28 protein-coding genes and 1 tRNA gene are annotated in these 24742 nt (G+C 68.8%); 11 read left to right on the forward strand and 18 right to left on the reverse strand.

What is annotated here, in order from left to right; all coding sequences use genetic code 11:
* Positions 1 to 105: 105 nt before the first annotated feature.
* Positions 106 to 516, reverse strand: a complete 411-nt coding sequence (locus Q8R27_RS10805) for a DUF1489 family protein (protein WP_305598360.1) — start codon at positions 514 to 516, stop codon at positions 106 to 108.
* 147 nt (positions 517 to 663) lie between these two features.
* Here Q8R27_RS10805 and Q8R27_RS10810 point away from each other — a divergent pair, with 147 nt between their 5' ends.
* On the forward strand, positions 664 to 1833 hold the full coding sequence (locus Q8R27_RS10810) for a hypothetical protein (RefSeq protein WP_305699027.1): 1170 nt from the start codon (positions 664 to 666) through the stop codon (positions 1831 to 1833).
* A 37-nt stretch (positions 1834 to 1870) separates the two neighbouring features.
* Here Q8R27_RS10810 and Q8R27_RS10815 read toward each other — a convergent pair whose 3' ends face one another.
* Genes Q8R27_RS10815 through Q8R27_RS10825 form a run of 3 tightly spaced genes read right to left on the reverse strand, consistent with a single transcriptional unit; the run spans position 1871 to position 6213 of the window.
* Positions 1871 to 3757, reverse strand: a complete 1887-nt coding sequence (locus tag Q8R27_RS10815; RefSeq protein ID WP_305699028.1) for a biotin carboxylase N-terminal domain-containing protein — start codon at positions 3755 to 3757, stop codon at positions 1871 to 1873.
* Entirely contained in the window at positions 3754 to 4596 is an 843-nt protein-coding gene (locus Q8R27_RS10820; RefSeq protein WP_305699029.1) for an enoyl-CoA hydratase-related protein, read from the reverse strand. The genes Q8R27_RS10815 and Q8R27_RS10820 overlap by 4 nt, the downstream gene beginning before the upstream one ends.
* Positions 4597 to 4620: 24 nt before the next feature.
* Positions 4621 to 6213, reverse strand: a complete 1593-nt coding sequence (locus Q8R27_RS10825) for a carboxyl transferase domain-containing protein (RefSeq protein ID WP_305699030.1) — start codon at positions 6211 to 6213, stop codon at positions 4621 to 4623.
* A gap of 47 nt (positions 6214 to 6260) precedes the next feature.
* On the opposite strand from Q8R27_RS10825, the gene Q8R27_RS10830 reads away from it, so the two are divergent.
* On the forward strand, positions 6261 to 8033 hold the full coding sequence (locus Q8R27_RS10830; protein WP_305699031.1) for a patatin-like phospholipase family protein: 1773 nt from the start codon (positions 6261 to 6263) through the stop codon (positions 8031 to 8033).
* A 256-nt stretch (positions 8034 to 8289) separates the two neighbouring features.
* Here the strand turns inward: Q8R27_RS10830 and Q8R27_RS10835 are convergent, their stop codons facing one another.
* Positions 8290 to 9387 carry a nitroreductase family protein gene (locus Q8R27_RS10835; protein ID WP_305699032.1) on the reverse strand — a complete coding sequence of 366 codons (1098 nt, stop codon included), beginning with the start codon at positions 9385 to 9387 and terminating at the stop codon, positions 8290 to 8292.
* A gap of 185 nt (positions 9388 to 9572) precedes the next feature.
* On the opposite strand from Q8R27_RS10835, the gene Q8R27_RS10840 reads away from it, so the two are divergent.
* From Q8R27_RS10840 to Q8R27_RS10855, 4 genes are all read left to right on the forward strand, one after another.
* Positions 9573 to 9743: a hypothetical protein gene (locus Q8R27_RS10840; protein WP_305699033.1), complete on the forward strand. Its 171-nt coding sequence runs from the start codon at positions 9573 to 9575 to the stop codon at positions 9741 to 9743.
* Between the two features lie 105 nt (positions 9744 to 9848).
* Entirely contained in the window at positions 9849 to 10292 is a 444-nt protein-coding gene (locus Q8R27_RS10845; protein ID WP_305699034.1) for a hypothetical protein, read from the forward strand.
* A gap of 115 nt (positions 10293 to 10407) precedes the next feature.
* Positions 10408 to 11319 carry a TylF/MycF/NovP-related O-methyltransferase gene (locus tag Q8R27_RS10850; protein WP_305699035.1) on the forward strand — a complete coding sequence of 304 codons (912 nt, stop codon included), beginning with the start codon at positions 10408 to 10410 and terminating at the stop codon, positions 11317 to 11319.
* A gap of 4 nt (positions 11320 to 11323) precedes the next feature.
* Positions 11324 to 12046, forward strand: coding sequence for an alpha/beta fold hydrolase (locus tag Q8R27_RS10855; RefSeq protein WP_305699036.1), 723 nt, complete (start codon positions 11324 to 11326; stop codon positions 12044 to 12046).
* A 10-nt stretch (positions 12047 to 12056) separates the two neighbouring features.
* On the opposite strand, the gene Q8R27_RS10860 is transcribed toward Q8R27_RS10855, so the two are convergent.
* Both Q8R27_RS10860 and Q8R27_RS10865 read right to left on the reverse strand, forming a co-directional pair.
* On the reverse strand, positions 12057 to 12749 hold the full coding sequence (locus Q8R27_RS10860) for an anti-sigma factor (protein ID WP_305699037.1): 693 nt from the start codon (positions 12747 to 12749) through the stop codon (positions 12057 to 12059).
* A complete protein-coding gene (locus Q8R27_RS10865; protein WP_305699038.1) occupies positions 12746 to 13240 on the reverse strand; it encodes an RNA polymerase sigma factor in 495 nt (164 codons plus the stop codon). The genes Q8R27_RS10860 and Q8R27_RS10865 overlap by 4 nt, the downstream gene beginning before the upstream one ends.
* Before the next feature lie 111 nt (positions 13241 to 13351).
* Here Q8R27_RS10865 and Q8R27_RS10870 point away from each other — a divergent pair, with 111 nt between their 5' ends.
* Together Q8R27_RS10870 and Q8R27_RS10875 are read left to right on the forward strand one after the other, a co-directional pair.
* On the forward strand, positions 13352 to 14689 hold the full coding sequence (locus Q8R27_RS10870) for a S8 family serine peptidase (protein ID WP_305699039.1): 1338 nt from the start codon (positions 13352 to 13354) through the stop codon (positions 14687 to 14689).
* A 114-nt stretch (positions 14690 to 14803) separates the two neighbouring features.
* Complete coding sequence (locus Q8R27_RS10875; protein WP_305699040.1) at positions 14804 to 15055, forward strand: hypothetical protein; 252 nt, start codon at positions 14804 to 14806, stop codon at positions 15053 to 15055.
* A gap of 132 nt (positions 15056 to 15187) precedes the next feature.
* On the opposite strand, the gene Q8R27_RS10880 is transcribed toward Q8R27_RS10875, so the two are convergent.
* From Q8R27_RS10880 to Q8R27_RS10905, 6 genes are all read right to left on the reverse strand, one after another.
* Positions 15188 to 15607 (reverse strand): DUF3574 domain-containing protein, encoded by a 420-nt coding sequence (locus Q8R27_RS10880; protein WP_305699041.1) that lies wholly within the window; start codon positions 15605 to 15607, stop codon positions 15188 to 15190.
* On the reverse strand, positions 15604 to 16770 hold the full coding sequence (locus tag Q8R27_RS10885) for an isovaleryl-CoA dehydrogenase (protein WP_305699042.1): 1167 nt from the start codon (positions 16768 to 16770) through the stop codon (positions 15604 to 15606). The genes Q8R27_RS10880 and Q8R27_RS10885 overlap by 4 nt, the downstream gene beginning before the upstream one ends.
* 49 nt (positions 16771 to 16819) lie before the next feature.
* Positions 16820 to 17803, reverse strand: a complete 984-nt coding sequence (locus Q8R27_RS10890; RefSeq protein WP_305699043.1) for a lysozyme — start codon at positions 17801 to 17803, stop codon at positions 16820 to 16822.
* Positions 17804 to 17876: 73 nt separating this feature from the next.
* A complete protein-coding gene (gene mgtE / locus Q8R27_RS10895) occupies positions 17877 to 19304 on the reverse strand; it encodes a magnesium transporter (protein ID WP_305699044.1) in 1428 nt (475 codons plus the stop codon).
* A gap of 54 nt (positions 19305 to 19358) precedes the next feature.
* Positions 19359 to 19443: transfer RNA gene (locus tag Q8R27_RS10900), tRNA-Leu, on the reverse strand.
* Positions 19444 to 19506: 63 nt separating this feature from the next.
* Positions 19507 to 19776: a FliM/FliN family flagellar motor switch protein gene (locus tag Q8R27_RS10905; protein WP_305594638.1), complete on the reverse strand. Its 270-nt coding sequence runs from the start codon at positions 19774 to 19776 to the stop codon at positions 19507 to 19509.
* A gap of 55 nt (positions 19777 to 19831) precedes the next feature.
* On the opposite strand from Q8R27_RS10905, the gene lipB reads away from it, so the two are divergent.
* The 3 genes from lipB (at position 19832) to Q8R27_RS10920 (ending at position 22488) form a co-directional block, all read left to right on the forward strand.
* Complete coding sequence (lipB, locus tag Q8R27_RS10910; RefSeq protein ID WP_305699046.1) at positions 19832 to 20545, forward strand: lipoyl(octanoyl) transferase LipB; 714 nt, start codon at positions 19832 to 19834, stop codon at positions 20543 to 20545.
* 30 nt (positions 20546 to 20575) lie between these two features.
* Positions 20576 to 21010: a cupin domain-containing protein gene (locus Q8R27_RS10915; RefSeq protein WP_305699047.1), complete on the forward strand. Its 435-nt coding sequence runs from the start codon at positions 20576 to 20578 to the stop codon at positions 21008 to 21010.
* Positions 21011 to 21138: 128 nt separating this feature from the next.
* Positions 21139 to 22488 carry a PepSY domain-containing protein gene (locus Q8R27_RS10920; protein ID WP_305699048.1) on the forward strand — a complete coding sequence of 450 codons (1350 nt, stop codon included), beginning with the start codon at positions 21139 to 21141 and terminating at the stop codon, positions 22486 to 22488.
* Between the two features lie 15 nt (positions 22489 to 22503).
* Here Q8R27_RS10920 and Q8R27_RS10925 read toward each other — a convergent pair whose 3' ends face one another.
* The 5 genes from Q8R27_RS10925 to Q8R27_RS10945 form a co-directional block, all read right to left on the reverse strand.
* Entirely contained in the window at positions 22504 to 22785 is a 282-nt protein-coding gene (locus tag Q8R27_RS10925; RefSeq protein ID WP_305699049.1) for a hypothetical protein, read from the reverse strand.
* A gap of 248 nt (positions 22786 to 23033) precedes the next feature.
* Positions 23034 to 23462 (reverse strand): DUF1801 domain-containing protein, encoded by a 429-nt coding sequence (locus tag Q8R27_RS10930; RefSeq protein ID WP_305699050.1) that lies wholly within the window; start codon positions 23460 to 23462, stop codon positions 23034 to 23036.
* Positions 23463 to 23494: 32 nt separating this feature from the next.
* The gene (locus tag Q8R27_RS10935) at positions 23495 to 23950 is read right to left on the reverse strand and encodes a DUF1801 domain-containing protein (RefSeq protein WP_305699051.1); all 456 of its coding nucleotides are present in this window, start codon (positions 23948 to 23950) and stop codon (positions 23495 to 23497) included.
* A gap of 3 nt (positions 23951 to 23953) precedes the next feature.
* Positions 23954 to 24367, reverse strand: coding sequence for a DUF805 domain-containing protein (locus tag Q8R27_RS10940; protein WP_305699052.1), 414 nt, complete (start codon positions 24365 to 24367; stop codon positions 23954 to 23956).
* 9 nt (positions 24368 to 24376) lie between these two features.
* Positions 24377 to 24742 (reverse strand): biotin/lipoyl-containing protein (locus tag Q8R27_RS10945; protein ID WP_305699053.1); only part of this gene is annotated, 366 nt, incomplete at its 5' end.

Consider the following 24742-nt stretch of genomic DNA (forward strand, 5'->3'; position numbering starts at 1 on the left):
TGTCGCGCCTGGGCCCTGGGCCCGTCAGCGGTCCTGGCCGCGTGCTCGCCGCCGCCCTGATCGGCCGCGCCCGCCTGATCGACAACATGGCGGTCTAGCGGGCCGTCACCATGCGCCGACCTCGCGCAGCTTGCGCGCAAGGTCCGGGGGGATCGCTTCGTCACCAGCGGTCGGCAGGTCGGTCGGCGCATCACTCAGCGGCAGATAGCGCCATCCCTGGAACGCGCGCCTGGGCGTCGGCGCCACGCGGATCAGATCGTGGTCCAGCGTCACCTCGCAGCGCGCCGTCACGCCCTCGCCGACCGTGGTGACTGCCAGGATCGGCTGCCGGGCCAGGATCACGCCCTTGAACACCCAGTAGAGAGAGCCGCCGTCGACCAGTTCGGCCGCGCGCTTCGGCGTCTGGCGCGTGCGCATCACCGAAGCCTCGCCGTCGGCCCGGTGCGCGCGCCGCCACGCGGCCAGCTCCTCGACCGTGTCGCATCCGACGCAGAGCTTGATCATGTGCAAAGCCATGACCCCGAGCCTAAGCCCGAGGCGCGAGATTCGCCAGGACGGCGCCTTCTGTGACTGGGGCGTCCCCGCAGTGTGCCTGCGCCTTAAAGTTGCAGCTCACGTCCCTATGGTGCAGCTTAGCCCTGAAGTGTTGCATGGGAGCTAGGATTGGACAGGAAGCGCCTTTCGGTCGCTGTGGCTGTGTTCGGGCCCGCTGCCATCCTGACGCTGCTGGCGCCCGCGGGTAAGCGTTTCGAGATGGGGGTACTCCCAGCGCTCGCGTTGCTCGTTTTTGTGGCCCCGCTCTCGCGAACCGTGCGCGAATTCGTGCTGCACCACTCCAGACACATCACGATCATCGCCCTAGGAATTGCCGCGGCCGGCCTCATTGCGATCATTCCAGCTGCGTTGTTCGCCACGTCAGTAAAACCCAACTGGATAGCCGCAGTCTGCTCGACGCTTATCGTTCTCGGGACGTGTGCAGCGTTCACGCCTAGCCTGGCGAGGCAGATGAAGGCGGCGGAACTCGCGCGAAAGCCAGTCGAACATAAACATGAAGGCTTCCAGGCCACGTCGGAGGTCAAAGGCATAGTGGTCGAGCTATTCGCCCAGATAGGTGCGCTGGTTCGCGTCGCAGGTCCCTGGTTCCTTACCTATTGTCTGTTGTCCCTGGCGCTGGTTGCGACGGCCATGCTGAATCCCGTCGCGCATGTAGATCGCACGGGCGCGAGTTGGATCCTCCTCGGCTTGCTCGTCTTGTTGTTTCTTGGGAACGGGCTGCTGCTGGCCGCGGCGGTCCAGTGGGCGCGATTCACGGCCACGATGCGCGAACCAGCGCTCACCGATATACCCGGCCGTGCGTTGTGGGGCGTGGCTTGGCGTTGGGCGATTTGCACCTCCATCCTGAAGTTCACCGACGACATCTACCCTTGGCTGGAGGCGCACCTTCACCACGCCGCGCCGTGGCAACTCGATGGCCTGGAACGCTTGATCGGATTTGCGGCGCTTGTTCTCGTAAGTCCATTCGCGCTGGTGTTTCCCGCAGTCGCGCTCGGGGCCGCTACGAAGGGCATGTTAGGCGCCACGGCGGGATTGCGTGTCGTGAAGTCGAAATTCTACTTGGGCGCCGCGTGGATCTTGGCGCCCTACTTCGTCGTCTCGTGGCTGATCGACCTTCAACCGGTCGATTTCAAACGTCCGGCCGTGGCGGCTTTGACGCTGATAGCTTCCGCCACGGCAATGTTCGCCACAACGATTGTCGCCACGACCTATCTGACCCGAATTTATCTCAAGGGCGCGCCCGCCGCGCCTCAGGAGGCCGAACAATTCGCGGAATAGTCGAGCCGCCGATCGCTGCCCGCAACGTTGGAGGAGTCTAAGCCCGAGGCGCGAGATTCGCCAGGACGGCGCCTTCTGTGACCTGGTCGCCGGCCTTCACCGAAATGGACTCCAGCACGCCGTCGAAGGGGGCGGTCAACGCGTGCTCCATCTTCATCGCCTCCAGCACCAGCACCGTTTCGCCGCGCTTCAGGGATTGGCCGGGCGCTGCTGAGACAGCGACCACCTTGCCGGGCAGCGGCGCGGTCAGGCGGCCATCGCCGCCGACGACCTCGGCCACATCCCATGCGGGCGACGTGGCCGCGAACACCAGGGCTTCGCCGCCTTCGAACACCACCACCGCACTGTCGCCCGCCGCCAGCACGCTGCGCGGCGCTGCGGTTTCATTCAGCGGTGCGACCACCGCGGCGCCGGCGTGGAACAGCCGGATCTCGGCTTGCGGCTCGGCGTTGGTGCGAAACCCGCTGAGCGCAATCCAAGGCGAGGCGGGATCGGCGTTGCGCGCCTCCAGGCTCGCGGCTGCGCCCCCGGCGGCGGCCAGCGCTGCGTCGGACGGCGGGGCCGGCGTGGTCAACGCCTCCAGACGCGCCTCGATGAACCCGGTGTCCACTTGGCCGGCGATGAAGTCGGGATGCTCGAGCAACCTGGTCAGGAAGCCTGCGTTGGTGCGCACTGGCCAGCACTCGACGCCCGCGCAGGCGTCGGCCAGTTCCGCCAGCGCCGCCTCACGGGTCGCGGCATGGGCGATCAACTTGGCGATCATCGGGTCGTAGAAGCTGGTGACCTCACCGCCTTCGCTGACGCCGGAATCCACCCGCACCGTGTCCGGCAGCAGCAGGTGGTCGAACCGACCCACCGACGGCAGGAACCCGGTCGCCGGGTTCTCAGCATAGAGCCGCGCCTCCACCGCGTGGCCGCGCCGGGTGATCGACTCCTGGGCCAGCGGCAACGGCTCGCCGCTCGCCACCCGAAGCTGCCACTCCACCAGGTCGAGGCCGGTGATCGCCTCGGTGACCGGGTGCTCCACCTGCAGGCGGGTGTTCATCTCCATGAACCAGATTCTGTCGGCGCGCAGGCCTTCGCTCGCGTCGGCGATGAACTCCACCGTGCCCGCGCCCACGTAGTCCACGGCGCGGGCCGCCCGCACAGCGGCCTCGCAGACCGCCGTGCGCGTCGCCTCGTCGAGGCCTGGGGCCGGCGATTCCTCAATGACTTTCTGGTGGCGACGCTGCAGCGAGCAGTCGCGCTCAAACAGGTGGACGGCGTTTCCGTGGGCGTCGGCGAATACCTGCACCTCGATGTGGCGAGGCCTCGCCACATAGGTCTCCAGCAGCACCCGCTCGTCGCCGAACGCCGAGGCCGCCTCGCGCCGGGCGGAAGCCAGGGCGGCCGCGAAGTCCGACGCCGCATCGACGCGCCGCATGCCCTTGCCGCCGCCGCCGGCCACCGCCTTGATCAGCACCGGATAGCCGATGCGCGCGGCCTCATCGGCCAGCGCGGCTTCGTCCTGAACCTCGCCAAGATAGCCCGGCGTCACCGGTACGCCGGCCTGCGCCATCAGGATCTTGGCCGCGTCCTTGCGGCCCATGGCGCGGATCGCCGCCGGCGGCGGGCCGACCCAGATCAGGCCTGCCGCGACCACCGCCTCGGCGAACTCGGCGTTCTCCGACAGGAAGCCATAGCCCGGGTGGATCGCCTGCGCGCCGCTGGCCCGCGCGGCGTCCAGGATCCGCTCCGCCGACAGGTAGCTCTCGCGAGCCGCCGCCGGCCCGATCAACCAGGCGCTGTCGGCCATCCGTACATGGTTGGCGTTCGCGTCGGCCTCGGAATAGACCGCCACCGTGGCGATCCCCATCCGGCGCGCTGTGGCGAAGACGCGGCAGGCGATCTCGCCACGATTGGCGACCAGCAGGCTCTCGATCATTCGATCATCCATGAGGGGCGGCGCTTGCCCAGATAGGCGCGCACGCCTTCCTGGCCCTCCTCGCCGACGCGGGCGCGGGCCGTCCAGCGCACCGTTTCGTCCATCAGCCCGTGATCGATGTCGCGACCCTTCACAGCCTCGACCAGTCGCTTGGCCTCGGTGACCGCGCCAGGGGCGCAGCTCAGGATGTCGCGCCCGATCCGCGTCTGGGCCTCATCCAGGGCCGCGGCGTCGGCCACCACCTCAGTCACCAACCCGATTCGCAGGGCCTCCTCGACGTCGAACGGCCTGGCCGAGGCGAACAGGCCGCGGGCGTTGCGCGGCCCGATCGCGTCGATCACGTACGGGCTGATGATCGCCGCCACCAGTCCCAGCCTGGCTTCGGAGAAGCTGAACTTGGCGCCGGCTGTGCTGATCGCCATGTCACAGGCCGCCGCCAGGCCAGCGCCGCCGGCGATCGCCGCGCCCTCGATCAGCGCCACAGTCAGGGAGGGCATGTCCCACAGGGTCTTCAGCATGCGCGCGAGGCCGGCGGCGTCTTCACGGTTGTCGGCCTCGGAATACTCCACCGCGGCCTGCATCCACTCCAGGTCGGCGCCGGCGCTGAAGATACCGCCCGCGCCGCGCACGAACACCGCGCGCACGCCCTCGGCGCCCTGCAAGGTCTCGAAGGCCTCGGTTAGCGCCGCGATCAGCTCAGCGTTCATGGCGTTGCGACGGAGGGGTCGGTTCAGGGTGACCGTCGCGATGCCTTCCGGCGTCGCCTCGACCTGCACCAGCCGGGTGTCCAGCTCCCGGTCGAGGCCTTCGACGAGGGGATCGGCGATTGGGTTCGGCATGACGTTTCTCGTCCTCGTATTCAGCTACATCCGGAAAACGCCAAAGCGGCTCTCCGGGATCGGCGCGTTCAGACAGGCGGCGAGTGACAGGCCCAGCACGTCACGGGTCTGGGCCGGATCGATGATCCCGTCGTCCCACAGGCGCGCCGTGGCGAAATACGGGTCGCCCTCGGTTTCGTACTTCTGCCGGACAGGCGACTTGAACGCCTCGGCTTCCTCGGGCGTCCATTTGCCAGCGTCGCGGTGGACGGTGGCGAGTACACTGGCCGCCTGGTCGCCGCCCATCACGCTGATGCGGCTGTTGGGCCAGGTCCACAGGAAGCGAGGGCTGTAGGCGCGACCCGCCATTCCGTAGTTGCCAGCCCCGAACGAGCCGCCGATCAACACCGTGAGCTTTGGCACATCGGCGCCCGCCACCGCGGTGACCAGCTTGGCCCCGTCCTTGGCGATGCCGCCCTGCTCGTATTTGCCGCCAACCATGAAGCCTGAAATGTTCTGCAGGAAGATCAGCGGAATCTTCCGCTTGGCGGCCAGCTCGATGAAGTGCGCCCCCTTCAGCGCGCTCTCCGAGAACAGCACGCCGTTGTTGGCCAGGACCGCCACCGGGAAGCCCCAGATCCGCGCGAAGCCGCAGACCAGGGTCGTCCCGTACAGCGCCTTGAACTCATCGAACTCCGAGGCGTCGACGATGCGGGCGATCACTTCGCGCACGTCATACGGCGCGCGCACGTCGGTGGGGACGACGCCGTAAAGCTCCTGCGGGTCGTAGGCCGGCGGCCGGGGCTCCGCCATGGCCAACCGGTGGGCGATCGCGGGTTCCAGCCTGCCCATGATCTGGCGCACGATCGAGATTGCATGGTCGTCATCCACGGCCAGGTGGTCGACCACGCCGGAGCGGCGCGCGTGCACGTCCGCGCCGCCGAGGTCCTCGGCCGAAATCACCTCGCCCGTGGCCGCCTTCACCAGTGGCGGGCCGGCCAGGAAGATCGTCCCTTGCCCGCGCACGATGACGCTCTCGTCCGACATCGCGGGCACGTAGGCTCCGCCCGCCGTGCACGATCCCATGACGCAGGCGATCTGGGCGACGCCCTCCGCGCTCATCCGCGCCTGGTTGTAGAAGATGCGGCCGAAGTGGTCGCGATCGGGGAACACCTCGGCCTGGTGCGGCAGGTTCGCGCCGCCGGAATCCACCAGGTAGACGCAAGGCAACCGGTTCTGCTGGGCGATCTCTTGGGCGCGAAGGTGCTTCTTCACGGTGAGCGGGAAATAGGCCCCGCCCTTAACCGTGGCGTCGTTCACGACCACCATCGCCTCGCGGCCGCTGATCCGCCCCACCCCGGTGATCAGGCCGGCGCCCGGCGCTTCATCGTCGTATAGGCCGCCCGCCGCCAATGCGCCGACCTCGAGGAACGGCGATCCCGCGTCCAGCAACCGGGCCACCCGCTCGCGCGGCAGCAACTTGCCGCGGGCGGCGTGCCGGCGACGCTGCTCTTCGGACCCGCCCAGCGCAGCCTCCGCCGTGCGCGCGCGCAACGCGTCGACCAGCGCGCGGTTCGCCCGGGCGTTCGCCGCGAAAGCTTCGCCACCGGTGTCGAGGGTCGAGGTCAGCCTTGGCATGAGGCAAGACATAGCCGTGGCCGCCGCGTCGCGCTAGCGTCCGCCCCGTGACCGATCGCGTTGACACCCCGAACGATTCGTCGCTTTCACGGCTGTTCGCCGAGGCCTTCGTCGATCGCGAGGCGACATGGTTCTGCCTGGCCGGCGGCGCGCTGCTGTTCGAGGCGGGCGAGCCGGCCGACCAGCTTTACTACCTGCGCGCCGGCCGGCTCGGCGTGTTCCGCTCCGACGAGGACGGCGACATCCAGTTCCTTGGCGTCATCCGCCCGGGCGAGCCGGTTGGCGAGATGGCGTTGATCGCCGGCGGCGCGCACTCCGCCCGCGTCGTGGCCCTGCGCGACTCCGAGATCCTGGGCCTCCCGCGCGAGGCGTTCTTCGACGCCTGCGAAGCCGACCCCACCGTGATGACCGAGCTCGCCCGGCTGATGATCCGCCGCAGCCGCCAGGCCGGCCAGCGCGAAGCGGTGGGCGATCCGTCGGTGTTCGGCTTCCTCGCTGTAGCCGAAGGCGTGAACGTGCGCCCGCTCGCCGATCGAGTGGCCCAGGAGATTTCCGCGCTGGGCTATTCGTCCCTGGTGGTCGGCATCGAGGCGGTCAACGTCGCGCCGGAGTGGTTCTCCGACGCCGAGCGCAGCCATGACTTCGTGCTCTACGTCGCCGAGAACGCGGATCTGGGATGGCGACAGGTGGTGGCGCGCCAGGTCGACCGACTGTTTCGTGTGGCGCGCGGCGGCCAACCTCCGCCGCAGTCCGTGGCCGCGACCAGCACCCAGGCTCGTCCGCTCCAGGCCCAGCAGCTAGTCGATCTGATCCTGCTGCACCCGCGCGACGCAGACCACGCCAGCGGCTCTGAGGCCTGGCAGGACGCGGTGCAGCCGGCGCGCATCTTCCACCTGCGCCGCGGCGTGGCGGGCGACGTGCGCCGTCTGGCCCGCGTGATCACTGGCCGCTCGGTGGGTCTTGTGCTTTCAGGCGGTGGAGCCCGCGCCTACGCCCACGTGGGCGCGATCCGCGCCCTGCGCGAACGCGGCGTGCCGATCGATTTCGTCTGTGGCGCCTCGATGGGCGCCATCGTCGGCGCCGGCGTCGCCATGGGCTGGAGCAACGAAGAACTCACCCGCCGCATCCGTGAGGCGTTCGTCGACACCAGTCCAGTGGACGACATCGCGTTGCCGCTGCTGGCCATGACCCAGGGCCGCAAGGTGCGCGAGCGGCTGGCCTGGCACTTCGGCGACACCCGCATCGCCGACCTGTGGATCCCGTTCTTCTGCGTCTCGTCGAACCTGACCACGGGCGCCTATCACATGCATCGGCGCGGCCTGTTGCGCGACGCCCTGCGCGCAACCGTGGCCCTGCCCGGCATCCTGCCGCCGGCCACCGACGGGACCGACGTCCTGGTCGACGGCGCGGTCCTGAAGAACTTCCCGGCCGACCTGATGCGCGCCGCCCACAATGGGCCGGTGATCGGCGTCGACGTCACCCGCGGGCGCAGCATCACCGCCGCCGATGTCGCGCGACCTGAATCAGTCTGGCGCTGGCTGGCGTCCGGCCAATGGCGCCGCGGCCCACCGATCGTCTCGCTGCTGATGCGGGCGGCCACGGTCTCCACCGGCCGCGACCTGGCGGCGTCGCGCGAGGCCACCGATCTCTTGGTGACGCCCGACCTGGGCGATGTCGAGATTCGCGACTGGTCGGCGTTCGAGCCGGCGGAACAGGCCGGCTACGCGGCGACGATAGCGGCGCTCGACCTGCTCCACGCGCCGGTCACGGAACTCCGCCGCCGGCCCAAAATCCAGGCGCCTGCGGCGATCGCGACCTAGGCGTCAAGGCCACGTTTGCGACTCCGCAAAATCGGAGCCATATTGAGGGTCCTATCCACTTAGCGAAAGGAGGTGATCCAGTGTCTCATTGTTTTAACCGTAGCTCGGAAACCGTGACCTGGACCTCCGTCAACGAGGTTCGCGCCTAAGCCACCGGTACGGCGAAGGGTCGCGGCCGCGCTTGCGGTCCGACAATGGAAAGCCCGCCCCCGACAACGGGGCGGGCTTTCGCATTTCTGGCGCATCGTCGGCGCCATCAGCCGTCCAGCACTGAGGCGACCGGTCGTCTCGGCGACATCGGCAAGCTGGGGCCATAGCCGAACCGGATGACGATGTCGGGCCGTCGCCCTGGCGCGCCGACGAGCGCGGCGAGGTCGTCGCGCAGGGCGGCCACCTCGACCGGCTGATTGATGAAGGCGACCTTCATTCCCAGCGCCGTGGCCTGCAGGGCGAAGCGCTGGCAGGCCCACCCCACGCGCACCCAGTGCTCCGGGTCGGCCCGGGCGGCGACGAACACGGCGACGCCCGAGGCGGTGTCCATGTGCCGGGCGTACTTCTGGTTCTCGCTGCTGGCCTTGAACGCCAGATCGAACATCGGCCCGCCTAGCCAGGTGGGCAGGATGGGGTTGCCGCTAGCCGCACTGTACAGGCCGTCTCCATGCGCCAGCGCCGCGCGCGGGTTGAACCGCATCCAATTCTTCAGTTCGTCGACGAACGCGGGATCGGCCATCTGGGCGCTGTTGCCCGAGATCACCAGGTCGCGGATCCGATCGAGTCGCCTGCGGTCGATGATCAGGGCGGCGTCGACGCCCTCCATTTGCGCGGCCCTTTCCAGCAGGGCCAGGTCCGAGGCAGCGACCGGGCGAGCATCGAACTCTGATCGTGTCGATTGTCGATGTGAGATCGCTTCCAACAGCGGCGGACGCGCCGCGCCGCCGGACTTGAATTCGAACACGACCTCGCCCGCGCCCTTCGGCTCAAAGCGCGTTTCGCCCGTCAGGCCGTGCGCCTGAGCCGCCAGCGCGAGGTTCTGGGCGGCGCAACCCAGGCTGACGTAGAGATGGTGATCATCCGGATCGACCACCGGCGTGCGCCGCGCCAGGTCCGGCAAGATCCGGATCGCCTTGTCTTCAAGACGAAAACGCCAGGGCTGCGTGTTGTGGCCGCTCGGCGCCAGGGTCGCGTAGCGGACGACGTCCCTCAGACCCGGCTCGCTACGCAGAGGCGCACGCAAGGCGCTCATGGCGCTCGCGTAGCCCTTCGGGGCGCCCATCCGCGCAAGGCTGCCAGCCGCCACGCCGGCGCCGGCCACGAGGGTTGCGCCGGCGCCGATCAGGATCGCTCGCCTGTTCATGCTTGCCTCCCGAAACGCGGGCCCGCAGGCCAGTCTACGGAGATTTACCCAACCCATTCGCGGCGTCAGCAGTCCGCGCGGTCGAACGCTGCGATTTGCCGCGTCTGCTTCAAGGCTCCGCGCCGCTCCCCCACATCAATTGCACGGCGGGCGGAACACCGGCTGCTGCGCAGGGTTGTAGCCGCATGTCCAGCGCCCTGAAGTCCGCCGAGTTCCGACTGAAGGCCGAAGAAGCGGAGTTGATGGCGCGGACCGTCAGCTTCCGACCCGACCGCGACCGCTATACCGGTGAGGCCCGGGCCTGGCGACTGAAGCAGGCCGCGGCGCTAGAGAGCGAGGCCCAGACGTCTCACTAGCGATCCAGCAGGCGTTCGTCGTCGCAGCCTCGGTGGCTTCGGATATATCGCGCGTTGTCGCCGCTTAACCTCTCACCTAAGCTTGAGCCCACAGGAGGCTCAGGCATGGGCGAACCGTCCGCTGCGCGCACGTCGTGGGGTTACTGGCTGATCGCCGCCATCTCCCTGTTTTGGAATGGCTACGGCGCCTACGACTACTGGATGTCCCACACGGCCGGCGACGCTTACTTTAGGACGGTCGGCTTGACGCCCGCCCATATCGCCTATTTCCACGCCATGCCCGCCTGGGTGACCGCCGTCTGGGCGCTCGGCGTCTGGGGCGCGGTGGCCGGATCGGTGCTGCTGCTTCTAAGGTCGCGGTGGGCGCTAGCGGCGTTCGCGGCGTCGCTGGCTGGGCTGCTGGTCAGCCTCGTCTACACCTACGGCCTCAGCAACGGGGCGGAACTGGCGGGCGCGCAGGGCGTGATAATGAATCTCGTCATCACCGCCGGAGCGCTCTTCTTCCTCTGGTTCGCCCGGCGCATGGCCCGCCGGGGCGTTTTGCGCTGAACGCGAGATCGCGCGCGCCGAAGGCCTAGGCGGCGCCCGCATCTGGTCTCGGCTTGCGGGGTGCATTAGCACTCCATTCCCGCAGCCCGTTCGGCTGATCAGCGCAGGGCCGCCTATGACCAACATCACCCTCCAGGGCCTGACGCCGGCTCAACTGATGACGCTGGGCGACGCGGCGCTGAAAGCTGGCGACCTGGCCATCGCGCGGGGCTTCTACAAGAACCTGATGCGCATCGCGCCGTATGCGCCTCATGTCCACGCCCGATATGGGCTGACGCTGCGCCCGCACAACCGGGTGCTGCCGATGCTGGAGGCGATGAAGGCGCTGGAGGCCATCCCCAATGCGAGCGTCTACATCGGTGAGGGGATCGCCACCTGGTTGAAGAATCCGGCCTTCGTCGCCGACGCGAAGTTCATGGCGCTGGCCGAAGAGGATCTGGCGATCGCGCCGGCCGGCGTCGTCAACTGGCACTGGAACCTGCAGACCATGCTGTGGGCGGCCCAGCAGGCGAAGCACGTGCCCGGAGACTATGTCGAACTCGGCGTCTACAAGGGCCACACCACCCAGTTCCTGTCGCGCTATCTCGACTTCGCCGCCTGGGACAAGCGGTGGTGGCTGTACGACACCTTCGAAGGCATTCCGCAGGATCAACTGGACCGCGGCCGCGAACACCTGACCGCCGCCGCCTACGGCGAAGCCTTCACTTTCGAGGAAGTGCGCGATCGGTTCGCCTCGTCGCCCAACATCACCGTCATCAAGGGTCGGGTGCCGGAGGTGTTCAAGGAGACCTGTCCCGACCAGATCAGCCTGATCCACATCGACCTCAACAACTCCTCCGCCGAGGTCGCGGCGCTCGACGTCCTGTATGATCGACTTTCGCCTGGCGGGATCATCGTCTTCGACGACTTCGGCTGGGCCACCTCCTCCGCCCAGGCCAAGGCCGAGACCGACTGGTTCCAGCGTCGGGACCTGGCGCTGTTCCCACTGCCCACAGGTCAGGCCGTGTTCGTCAAGCCGGCGGACTGAGACGGTGGTCAGGACCTTCGTCACGCGTCATGGTCCGGTGCCGATCTGGGGAGAATTCGACCAGTTCGACTCAATCCGACCGCTGCTGTTCGTCGTGCGCGGGGCCTTTCCCGACGCCGATTCGATGACCCTGCTGCATCGCCAGACACCCGACGTGGACGTGGTCCTGGCCCATCTGCCCGGCATGCACTCGCCGTTCTTCGACACCTGCACGATTCAGGTGTTCGCCGAGGCGTTCGATGAGATCGTCAGGGACTTCGGACGCCGTATCAATGTCGTGTTCGGCTTGTCGACCGGCGCCCTGACGGCCCTGGCGATGCGCACTGCCGACCGACTGATTCTGGTCGAGCCGCCGCTCTCGACGGCCGAGGCCTGGCCATTGATCGCGCAGTTCCGGGAGTGGGCGCTTGCCGACGCCGACGTCGCGCGCTGGGTCGAGGGGCTGTTCGGCTATTCGCAGACCGATGTCGTGAACCGCGACTACACGGGCCTGTTGGCTGACTCCGCGCCCGGCGTGGTGATCCTCGGCGAAACGCCGCTAGAGCCGCCACGGGCCTTCGACAGGATGCCCAGCCTGGTCAGCGCCGCCGATCGCAAGCGGATCGCCGCAGCGCCACACCTGACCGAGGTCATAGTTCCGGGCGTCGGTCACAATATCCCGGGCGTGGCGCCCTATGCGCTGTTGGACGAGATCAAGCGCATCCTGGCCGATGTCCAGAGGCGCTGATGGCGCCGTCCTAGTCGCGCCAGCCGTGGGCGATGGCGGCAGACTCCTCGTCCGGACCGAACGGCTCGCCCTGGATCATCGCATCGACAGCCGCCAGGACCGCTGGCGGCGTTTCTGAAGACGCCATTCTGAACTGCGTCGTCGCCGGCTCGTAGGCTACCGCCACCGGCGCCGCCCAGTGCGCGCCCTCGCGACAGCCAAGACCAGCGAGGTGCTGGGCCGGCGCGGCGAAGGTGCGGCAATAGCGGCCGTCGGCGGTTCGGAAGCTCAATCCCACGCTGATCGGCCGTCCGTCGGACTGGGCGGCCGCCTGTTCCGACAGCGCCTTGGCGAGCGGCCCGCGCACCACCAGCGCCCCGTCGGCGCCACTGGCGACTAGCCCGCCCTGCGAGGGCGCGGCGTAGTGGGTCAGGAGTCCGCCGCCGACCACGCCCAGCACCAGGGACGCCGCCATCGCCGCCCACCGCGGCGTCGCGTAGCTGCGCCGCACAGGCGGCTTCGACGCCGCAGCGATCAGGTGCGCCGGCACGGGTTCGTCCAGCACGTCTGCGAAGGCGCGCCGGCCCGCATCGCGCAAGCTCTGATGGCGCTCGACGTTCAGCGCCAGAGCCGCGTCGCTGGCGATCTCCGCCTCCAGCGCGCGGCGTCCGGCCAGATCCAGTTCGCCATCCACATAGGCGATGACACGGGCGTCCGTCGTCATTGGGGCGTCTCCTGCAATTGGGACATCAACGCGGCGCGGCCGCGGACCAGTCGACTGGTCAGGGTGCCTTCCGGCACCTGAAGGACTTCGGCGGCCTCGCGATAGGACATGCCCTCGACCAGGACCAGCGCCACAGCCACCCGCTGGTCGTCCGGCAGCCGGCCCATGGCCGCCTCGACGTCGCGCAGCTCCAGCCGCGCATGCATCGCCCCGGACCCGTCCGTGCCGACGTGTTCACGCTCTTCCTCAGGCGCGAAGATGCGTGACTGGCGCACCCTGCCGCGTGTCTCGTCGATCCAGGCGTTCTTCATGATTCGGAACATCCAACTGTCGAGCCTGCTGCCCGGCCGCCATTGGCCGGCGCGCTCAAGGGCGCGTTCCACCGTCAATTGAACGAGATCGTCCGCATCGCTGACATTCGCCGCCAAGGCCCTCGCCAATCGGCGCAGACGCGGCAACAATGCGATGATCTCGCGCTGGAAGTCGGTCAAACACTCGCCTTGAGCTTAAGGATGAAACGAACGGTGCGGCGCGTTTCATCCATCGAGGACCGTCAAGCTTCGGGCGGCGGTCCGCCCAAGCCTGGAAGGGGCGCTTAGAATATGGCCAAAGGCCGAGACGTCCAGACCGGCGCGCTGCGCACGGTTCGCGGTGCGCGCTCGTTTGGCCTGACTCTGGCCTGGGTGCTGGCGCTCTGCGTGCTGGCGCCGGCGGGCCATGCCCAGCCGACGTTGTCGCCCCCGGGGGTGATTCTCGAGGCGCCGTCTGGCCCTGCCCTCGACCACCGCGGGCTGCGCGCCCAGGACCTGTTCCGCCGCTACGCCCGTGATATCGAGATCGATCGTCGCGGCGAGGCGGTCGTGCGCGGCGAGGTGCTGGCGGTGGGCGCGAGCGCAGACGCGCTGCGCAAGACCCGAGCGGCGGGCTTCCGCGTCAAGCGCGTCGACAAGCTGCCGGAGATCGACCTGGAGCTGACGGTGCTGGGCGCGCCGCTCGGCATGCCCGTTGACGATGCGGTCGACCACATGCGCGCGCTGGACCCGATCGGTCAGTACGACGTGAACCCGGTCTATCTTGAGAGCGGGATGGTGGTCGCCGAGCAGGCCGCCGGCGCGACCAGCGCGCGGACGCCCGCCCGCACGGCGACCGCGCCTGCCAGGACCTCACCGACCAAGATCGGCATGATCGACGGCGGCGTCGACGTGCGCCACCGCAGCCTCGCGCGTTCCAAGATCGATCAGCGCAGCTTCGTGCGCGGCGGCGTCATGGTCACCCCGCACGGCACGGCGGTGGCGTCCCTGCTGGCCGGCCTGCAGGAGCCGTTCCGCGGCGCCGCACCCGGCGCGACGCTCTATGTCGCCGACGCGTTTGGCGAGAGCCCGACCGGCGGTTCGGCCGCCATCCTGGTGCGCGCCCTGGCGTGGCTCGCCCAATGCGGCGCCCCGGTGATCAACATCAGCCTGGTCGGACCCGCCAACACGCCGTTGGCGTTGGCTGTCCAGGCGATGGTGCGGCGCGGCTATGTGCTGGTCTCGCCGATCGGCAACGACGGGCCGGCGAGCCGCGCCTATTATCCGGCCGCCTATCCGGGCGTTGTCGCCGTCGCGCCGGTAGACCGACGAAAGCGGCGGCTGGTGGAATCCAGCCGCTCGGACCACGTGGATTTCACCGCCCCTGGCGCTGACATGGCCGCCGCCGCCCCTCTGGGCGGCTTTCTGTCGGTGCGTGGCTCCTCCTTCGCCTCGCCACTGGTGGCCGGCAGCCTGGCCAAGTTGATGACCGTTCCCGATCCCGCCGCGCGGACGCGGGCGCTGGACCTGCTGGGCCGCCAGGCCGAGGACCTCGGCGCGCCTGGGATCGACCCGGTCTTCGGTCGCGGCCTGGTGGCCTTCGACCTGCGCACCGAGCCGGTCGCCGTGGACACTTCGGGCCGCCGCTAGCGGCCCCGCTGGCCTCGCTAGATTTTTTTGAAAACCACGGGATGGAGCCGGATGTGGCGGTCGTTTGACTGACGAAGGCGCAGAGCGCGCCGACGCCAGGAAGGCTGATCAGCCATGCGAAACCCCGCCTCGATGCTGGCTTTGAGCGCCGTCGTGCTGCTCGCCGCCTCGCCAGCGGCGGCCAACCTGGTCCAGCCGGCGACATCGGTCGTGGCGGTGTCCTCGCCGCCGGCCGCCACTGCCTGCGATCTCAGTGATTCCATCGTGGCGCTCGCCGCCACGACCTTCATCGAAGCGCTCACCGACGCCGCTGCTGCGGTGACGCGACAACAATCCGCGAAAGGGACGGCGTCTGGCCCCCGCTAACGTCGTCTCATGCGCGGTCGCTGGGGCCGGGCCGTCCGATCATGGAGAGGCTCAGATTATCGAGCGTCGGACGCCCGCCCAGCTGAGGGGCCGCCGGGAAATCGGCGGCCCTTCGCACGTCTGGCAGGCCGCTCAGAACGAGACGCAGGTTTCCTGTGTCAGCAGCAGCACCGAGTCCTGTTTGAACTTGGTCTTGTAGGCGCCACGGGCGGCTTCGACCTTTGCGCTCACGTCGCCGCGCGAGGGCAGCACGATCAGGACGATCTTCGCGGCCTCGCGGATCAGCTTGTTCTCAGATCCGCGCCACTGACCACCGCCTTCGAGGATGGTCAGGCCGTCGGGAAACCGCGGCGTCAGCTCTTCGTCGACGAACTTGGCGAAGGCCTCGTCGCTGACGCCGGGCTGGTCGCCGATGTTGCGGCCGAAGAACATCTGCGCCATGCGCATCGGCTCCTGCCCCGCCGGACAGGCCGGCTGCTCCGGCAGGCCGACGCTCGCGCAGCCGCCCAGCAAGGCCGACGCCGCGGCCATCGCCCCCCAGATAAGCCTCATGCGCCGATCAGCTCCCGCCCGATGAGGAAACGCCGGATCTCGTTGGTGCCCGCGCCGATGTCATAGAGCTTGGCGTCGCGCACCAGCCGCTCGACCGGGAAATCCTTGGTGTAGCCGGCGCCGCCCAGGGCCTGAACGGCCTCCAGCGAAACCCTCACCGCGCTTTCTGAGGCCATCAGGATCGCTCCCGCCGCGTCGAAACGAGTGGTGCGACCCGCGTCGCACGCCCTGGCTACGGCATAGACGTAGGCGCGGGCGCTGTTCAATGCGACATACATGTCCGCCACCTTGCCCTGCATGAGCTGGAAAGCGCCGATCGGCGTTCCGAACTGCTTGCGCTCGCGGACATAGGGCAGCACCACGTCCAGGCACGCCTGCATGATCCCCAACGGCCCGCCGGCGAGGACCGTGCGCTCATAGTCCAGCCCGCTCATCAGCACGCCGACGCCGCCGTTCACCGGCCCCAGCACGTTCTCTTCTGGGATCTCGCAGTCCTCGAACACAAGCTCGGCGGTGTCGGAGCCGCGCATGCCCATCTTGTCCAGCTTCTGGCCGACCGAAAAGCCGGCGAAGCCCTTCTCCACCAGGAAGGCGGTCACCCCGCGGGCGGCCGCGTCAGGCTCCGTTTTGGCGTAGACCACCAGCACGTCGGCGTGCGGCGCGTTGGTGATCCAGAACTTGGTCCCGTTGAGCACCCAGCGGTCGCCGCGTCGATCGGCGCGCAGGCGCATCGAGACGACGTCTGAGCCCGAGCCGGCCTCGCTCATCGCCAGCGAGCCAACATGCTCGCCGCTGATCAGCTTGGGCAGGTGGCGCTGCTTCTGGTCGTCAGAACCCCAACGGCGGATCTGGTTGACGCAAAGGTTGGAGTGCGCGCCGTACGACAGGCCCACCGACGCCGAGCTCCGCGACACCTCCTCCATGGCCACCACATGCTCGAGGTAGCCGAGGCCCAAGCCGCCGAATTCATCCTCGACGGTGATCCCGTGCAGGCCCAGCGCGCCCATTTGCGGCCATAGCTGGCGCGGGAAGGTGTTGGTCGCATCGATCTCGGCGGCCAGCGGCGCGATGCGCTCGCGTGAGAACCGCTCGGCCGCCTCGCGGATCGCGTCTGCCGCCTCGCCCAGGCTGAAATCCAGCCCCGCCTTGTCGTTTGGGATCATCCGCGACCCCTAGCACGGTCGTAGCGGAGCTTACAGAGATCGAGTGGTGTTACGACGCGTCGTCGTCGCGGACGAGGCGCTGCAGCAGTCGATAGGCCGCGAGGCTGAAGAAGCCGACGCCCGCCAGGCCGGCGATCCAGCCGACGGTCAGCGCCCCTGCCCGGCTGAGATGCGCCGCCGGCGCGATGTCGAAAGTCCAGTAGAGGCCGCCGGCGAACAACACCGCGCCCAGCAAAGCCAGGATGACCATCGGGCCGATCGCCGCGCGTGGGATCGGGGCCGAGTGCAGGGGGAAGCGCGGCGCGCCGTCGCCGATGCTCAGCGGGGCGGTCATCCAGCCGGCGGTGGGCGCCGGTTCCTCGGCCGGGGCTTCCTCGTCGAGGAAGGCCGCCGGGCGGTGCAACGACAATGGCGCGTGCACGGGTTGTGGCGGCGGCGGCGAAGTCCGCACCGGGCTGACGCTGTCGCCGTCCAGCGGCGCCTCCAGCGTCGCGGGGGCTTCGCGCAGCAATCCCGCGCCGGTCTCGGCGTCGAGCATCGGTCGCAGGACGGGGCTCGGCGCCGGCGCCCAGGCGTCGCCTTCCGGCGTCAGGAATAGCGCCTTTTCAGCCGCGCGCCGGCGCACCAGGGAGTCGACGACAATCCGCTCGCCCTCGAATTCCGCACGGCGCCACAGCTCCATGGCCGAGGCCGCCTGCAGCAGCGCCCCCTCATTCAGGCGCATCATCACGCCCGAGGTGCGCAACGCCGGCACTCCGATGTTGAACGCGAAGCTCGCCAGCGCGTCGAACTGGTTCTGGGTGAGCGGCGTGTAAACGTGCTCGTTCAGAGCATGGGCGACGTCGATGAGGTCGTAGATCAGCAGCGCCTCGGCGTCGGCCTCGCTCACCTGGGCGCCGGCCCGCGCCGAACGCGTATGGCCATAGCCGATCGTCCAGCCGCCATCGGGCAGCCGGGCGGCGGTGCGGCGATAGCCCTCGAACCGCTTGATCAGGTCGATCGCGGTTCGGGAAAGCTGCAGGCGGGGGTTCATACGTCGGCCCGGATTGACACAGACGCGCAGGCGTCCGCCCCACCTTCCGCAAGATCGAGGCCGGCGAACGGTTCTAGAGCAGGATCATCGCCGCTAGGCCCAGGAAGGCCAAGAAGCCCATGAAGTCGGTGACGAAGGTCACGAACACCGATGACGACACGGCCGGGTCGCGGCCCAGGCGGTCCAGGGCCAGCGGCGCGAGGATGCCCGCCACGGAGGCCACGAACACGTTGATCACCAGGGCCAGGGCCACAGTGAGACTCAGGTGCGGATCGTGGAACCACACGCCCACCGCAATCGCCATCACCAGCGCCAGCGCGCCGCCGTTGATCAGGCCCACGGTCATCTCGCGCATGACGATGCGCGCGCCGTTGGCGGCGTTCAGTTCGCGGCTGGCCAGCGCACGCACCGCAACCGCCAGGGTCTGGGTGCCGGCGTTGCCGCCTAGCGACGCGACGATCGGCATCAGGATGGCCAGCGTCACAAGCTTGGCGATCTCGTCCTGGAACGCGCCGATGACGCTCACTGCGACGGCTTCCGTCGCCAGGTTGAGGATCAGCCACGGCAGCCGCGCGCGCACGATGCCCCAGACGCCTGCGTCGCGGCCGGCGTCAGACACCCCGGCCAGCGCCAGGATATCCTCGGCGGTCTCCTCTTGGATGACGCCGACGATGTCGTCGACAGTGATCTGTCCGACCAGCCGGCCGCCCGGCTCGACCACCGGCGCCGAGATCAGGTGGTACTTGTCGAAGATGTAGGCGACCTCCTCCTGGTCCATGCCGACGGGGATCTCGGTGACCGCCTCCATGATCTGGGCCAGCGGCGTCTGCGCCTCGGCGCGCAGAAGCTGGCTCACCGACACCGCACCCACGGGCCGGTAGGCGGGGTCGACCACATAGACGTCGAAGAACAGTTCCGGCAGCTCGTCGCTGTCGTGGCGCACGTGGGCCACCGTCTGGCCCACGGTCCAGAACTGCGGCGCGGCCACCACCTCACGCTGCATCAGGCGGCCGGCGGTCTCGTCCTCGTAGGCGAGCGAGGTCTCGATGCCCGCGCGCTCGATCTCCGGCATGGCGGCGAGCACCTGGGCGCGCTTGTCGGCCTCCAAGTCGTCGACCACGTCGGCGGCGTCGTCGCTGTCCATCTCGCCCAGAGCCTTGGCGAGCGTCGCCGAGGGCACGTGTTCGAGCAGATCCTCGCGGATGTCGGTGTCGAGTTCGGACAGCAGCTCGGGCAGCGCCTCGGGATCGAGGTGCAGCAGGATCTCCTGGCGATCATCGGCCGAGACGGTGCCCATCAGATCGGCCACGTCGGCCGGGTGCAAGGCGTCCAGCAGTTCGCGCAGACGCTCGGCGTCCCCGCGGTCGATGGCGTCACGCACCATCAACACATAGGCGCTGTTGAGGGCGTAGTCCTCGTCAAGGGCCAGGTCTTCGAGGTCTTCCGCCTCAACGGCGGAATCAAGCTCGGAGGCGGTCGGGTCGGCCGTTTCTCGGCTCATGCGGACCCCCTGCTAGCTTAAAGACCTCTGATAGTTCTGCTGACCCCGATTCACTGGTGCGGTCGAGAAGACTCGAACTTCCACGGGTTGCCCCACAGCGACCTCAACGCTGCGCGTCTACCAATTCCGCCACGACCGCGCGTGGTGAGGCGCGGGGGTAGCAAACCCCTGCTGCTTTGTGAAGGGTGCCTGGAAAGGACGCTCAGACGCCGCCGGCGTTATAATCGAACACGTCGGCGGCGCGCGTCACCTCGATGGAGATGCGGTCGTCGTTGATATGGATCTCGCCACGCGCCACCGGATGGTTGTTCGCCAGGATCCAGACTTCGTCGCTGACGCCGGCGTCCAGTGGAATCACCGCGCCACGACCCATGCGCAGCAGTTGCTGCATGGGCAAGGTGGAGCGCCCGAGCACCACGGCGATCTCGACATTCACCGCTTTGACCTGGCTCACTTGTATATTCGCTCCGATGGAAACGCGCCGCCGGGCATTGCACGCCCCGCCTTAAGGGCCAGATTGGGCCGACATGCTTGACCGCCCGTTAAATAGCCCGGCCGCCGCGTCAATCTTCCGCCGCGACGACGCGGCGCCCGTCCAGTGGGCGACGTCGGCCGCACCCGTCGCCTACCCAGACGCGGTCGCCGCGATGGAGGCCCGCGTCGCAGCGATCGGCGAGGGCCGTGCAGGCGAACTCGTCTGGCTGCTGGAGCATCCGCCGCTCTACACCGCGGGCGTCTCGGCCAAGGCCGCCGACCTTTTGCAGCCGGACCGTTTCGAGGTGTTCCAGAGCGGGCGCGGCGGCCAATACACCTATCACGGCCCCGGACAGCGGGTGGCCTATGTGATGCTCGACCTCAGCCGGCGGACACGCGACGTGCGCGCCTTCGTGGCCGCCCTGGAGGCCTGGGTGATCGCCGCCCTCGCCCGGGCCGGCGTGCAGGGCGAGGTGCGGGCCGGCCGCGTCGGCGTCTGGGTCGACCAGCCGGGCGGCGGCGAGGCCAAGATCGCGGCGCTGGGCGTAAAGCTGCGGCGCTGGGTGTCGTTCCACGGGGTGTCGATCAACATCGCCCCCGACCTTGAGCATTTCGCCGGCATCGTCCCGTGCGGCGTCACCGATCACGGCGTCACCAGCCTCGCCGCGCTGGGGGCGCCCGGCGACATGGGGCCGTTCGACGCCGCGCTGCGGACCAGCTTCGAAGACATCTTCGGAAGCACCCTCGACGCACAGCCGCCGGCCTGACGGATCAGCGGGCGCGCAGGACACCACTCCATGACCAGCGCCGCTGACGCCGCCGCGATGATCGCCGCCCTAGAGCTCGCGCCCCACCCCGAGGGCGGCTGGTATCGCGAAACTTGGCGGGCGCCCGCGCTCGAGTCTGGCGGGCGTTCCCAAGCCACCGCCATCCTGTTCCTGCTCGAGGCGGGCCAAGGCTCCCATTGGCACCGCGTCGACGCTTCCGAGCTCTGGCTGTTCCAGGCCGGAACGCCGCTGGAACTTAGGGTGTCAGACCAATCCGGCCAGTCGGACGCAGTGATCCTCGGCGCCGATCCGCTCGCCGGCCACATCCCTCAGCACCTCGTCCCGCCGCACGCGTGGCAGTCCGCCCGCGCGTCAACCGCAGGCTGGGCCCTGGTCGCCTGCGTCGTCGTCCCCGGCTTCGAGTTCTCGGGTTTCGAGATGGCGCCGGCAGGCTGGGCGCCGTAGTCCGCCGGTGCAGACAACGCCTTTGACGGCGGCTACGGTGAAGCCGTGTCGACGCTGCGCCGCCTTGTCCTGAACCACCGCACTCTTGCCAGCGTGCGCGTCAGCTACGCGTTCGGAGGCGGCGCGCAATGACCGATCCACAGACCAGCCCGGCGGACGCCGTGGTCGCCCCGTTCTATCGGGCGTTCTGGCGCTGGCACTTCTACGCCGGGCTGCTGATCATGCCGGTGCTGATGCTCATGGCGCTGACCGGCGGCGTCTACCTGTTCAAGGACGAGATCGACGGCGTGATCTATCGGCCGCTGTTGAGCGTCGAAGCGGCCGCCACTTCGACCACGCCCCAGGCCTGGTCGAAGGCGGCGACAGCGGCGGTTCCCGGGCGGGTCGTCCAGATCGTCCCGCCGGCTGAGCCGACCCGCTCGGTCAAACTGGTGGTGGAGCAGCCATCGGGCGCCAAGCGTGCGGTCTACGTCGACCCGCATGACGCGCGCGTGCTGGGCTCCACCGCCGACGGTGGGATCATGCGCGTCGTGCAACGCCTCCACAGCCTGGACATCGCCGGGCCGGTGGCCAATCGGCTGGTGGAGATCGTCGCCGGCTGGGCCATCGTCATGGTCTGCACGGGCGTCGTCCTGTGGTGGCCTCGCGGCCAGAAGGGCGGCGTGGTCAGCATCCGCGGCGCGCCGAAGCGCCGGGTGTTCTGGCGCGACCTTCATGCGGTGACCGGCGTCTTCGCCGGCGCGATCATCGTCTTCCTCGCAGCGACCGGCATGCCATGGTCGACGGTCTGGGGCGGCAACGTCCGCAAGCTGACCACCGAGGCCGGGTGGGGCCAGCCAGCGCCTCCCGGCGGCGGCGGCCATGGCGCACACAAAGCGGCGGCTCCGGCGCCTTCGGGCGCGGTGCCCTGGGCGCTGCAGGAGACGCATATGCACGCTGGCCACCACATGGCCGCGTCACTGTCGCTGGACGACGCGCTCGCGCGGATAGACGCTGCGGGCTTGCCGCGGCCCTATGTGCTCTCGATCCCCGCCGATCCTGGCGAGGCCTGGTCGGCCGCCTATATGCCGGACAAGGTCGAGCGCACCCGCACCTTGTATCTCGACGGCGGCGACGGGCGCGTCATCGCCGACATCGGCTACGGCCAGTTCGGCCCCGCCGCCAAGACGATCGAGTGGGGCATCGCCGTCCACCAGGGCAACCAGTTCGGCCTGGTCAACAAGCTGATCATGCTGGCCGGCTGCATCGCCGTATGGCTGCTCGGCGTCTCGGCGCTGGTGATGTGGTGGAAGCGCCGGCCCAAAGGCCGCCTCGCCGCTCCGCCGCGGCCGGTGGAGCGCAAGGCCTATGTCGCGCTGGCCGCGGTGGTCGTGCCCCTGGCGATCCTCTACCCGCTGGTTGGCGCTTCGCTGATCGCAGTCCTGGCTGTCGACCTAATTGTGCGGCGGGTCGGCGCGTCGATGCGGCGCGCGCGCTAGTAGGCCCGCCCGCACTCAGTCTTCATCCTCGACCCAATAGATGAAAGCGCTTTTGTCGTCGTATCCAATGAGTCCCGCCTCGAGCGTCGCATCGGTCAGGCGGGCGAAGACCACGCCGCCGCCGCGTCCCCAATTCGTGGAGTTGGAGAGAAATATCGCCTCTGGACCAAGGTCGTTGAGCGCCGCCGCGGTGAGACGTCGGTAGCTTTCACGAGGCGGCCCATAGCGGCCGTAAGCCAGATTGGTCGTGGCGACAAAAGCGAGGACCCGGATCGCCATTGTCCTTTCGATTTGCATGAGGCCGTGCTCACGGCTCCAGCCCTCTGCGCTAGTTGGATATCCAAGTTTCGACGCGATCGTTCGCGCGACAACGCCCTGTCGCACGTCAGGTCGCGCACCCATCCACCACCGCGAATTCGGGCGACGCCCGAACCGCTTCAGAAGGGCTTCTAGCCGCTCCATGAAAATCCTACGGCGAAGCAAAGAGATGCATTGTCGATCAAAGGCTGGGAGATGACAGGCACGCTGAAGGCTTGTGGGCGGCGTCAGTCGCTCTTCTTCGGCTTCTTCGCGGCCGGCGCACGTTTGGCCGTGTTCAGCGCCACGGCGGCGACGATCAGCGCCTTCAACGCCGGCCCTTTGATCGCTTCGCCCTCGTGGATGTCGATGGCGCGGCGGGTGTTGCCCTCCAGGCTCGAATTGAACAGCCCCGAGGGATCGGCCAGCGACGCGCCCTTGGCGAACGTCAGCTTGATAATCGCCTTGTAGCTCTCCCCCGTACAGAGGATGCCCGCGTGCGACCACACCGGGACGCCCCGCCACTTCCATTCCTCGACCACCTCGGGATCGGCCTCGTGGATCAACGCCCGCACGCGAGCGAGCGTCTCGCCGCGCCAGTCGCCCAGCGCCTTGATCCGGGCGTCGATCAGCTGTGTGGCGTTCTCTGCGGCTTCGGTTTCCGTCGCGCTTGTCATCGGCGCCTCCGTGGTGATGGGCGATTGGCCGCTTACATTCGCTCGCCGGGCAAGGCGCTGGCCTGCTTCACCCAGGCGGTGAGCTGCGCCTCGTCCAGAGCGTCGTGTTCGTGGATGTCGAGGTAGCGGACGTCCTTCTGCTTCGACTCGCCCGGCGGGAGGGGATCAAGCGATGCGCCGCGGAAGAACGCCACCTTCACGTAGCGGGTGAAGCAATGGAAGCTGAGGAACCAACCCTCGCCCTCGCGCCCGTAGAACGGCGAGTTCCACTTCACGGCCTTGCTGACGTCGGGGATCGCGGCGGTGATCAGCGCATCGAGGCGCGCGCCCAGGTCGCGCTTCCAGTCCGGCATGGCGGCGATGTAGGCCTGCACCGGGGCGTCGCCGTAACCCTTGGCGATCTGCGGGTTTCCGCCGGAGAGCAGGACGGGCTTGGCGGCGTCGGACTTGGCGGCCTTGGCCGGCTTTAGGGGTGTCTTGCGCTCCATGGGCTACACCACCGCCACTGGCGCGGGTCGCAAGGGGTTGGCCCCGAAGCGGTTGGTCCCTTCCTCGCCCGGCATGGCGCCGAGCTCGACCACGGCCCAGGCGAGCACCAGGGCGAACGCCACGCCAAGTCCGCCGGGCGACTGCGGCCACAGGCCGGCCAGCGCGAACAGCACCAGCGCCGACCACCAGCCGCTACGCCCGCGGTCGTGCAGGCGTTTGGCCAGTACACGGGCTCCGCAATAGATCAGCGCCGGATAGACCACCCAGCCGGTCAACCAATGCAGCGCCGACCCGGCGACCGCCTCGTACAGCCCGCCGGCGATCAGCAGCAGCGCAGAGGCGATCAGGAACGGCCCTCGAGCGAGCCTGCCGCCCGCCTGGAAGAACACCGCCGTCCAATCGACCCCAGCGCCCATGGCCTGCCTCTATGCGAACTCCACCAGCACCTCGTCGGCGGCGACGCTGTCGCCGGCCTGCGGCCCGACGGTCTTCACCGTGCCGTCGCGTTCGGCGCGGATGATGTTCTGCATCTTCATCGCCTCGATGATCGCCACCTGCTCGCCGACCTTGACCTCCTGGCCGACGACGACATCCAGGGTCACCACCAGGCCCGGCATCGGCGACAGCACCATCTTGGAGGTGTCGGCGGCCTGCTTGGGCGGCAGCTTGTCGTGCAGTTCGGCGGAGCGCGGCGTGAGCACCAACACCCGCGCCTGCGCGCCACGGTGGCGGATCGTGAAGCCCTCGGCCGCGGGCTTCACCGCCACGGTGAACGGCCGCCCGTCCAGCGC

This window comes from Phenylobacterium sp. (genome assembly GCF_030697305.1).
In the GTDB taxonomy this organism is placed as follows: Bacteria; Pseudomonadota; Alphaproteobacteria; order Caulobacterales; family Caulobacteraceae; genus Phenylobacterium.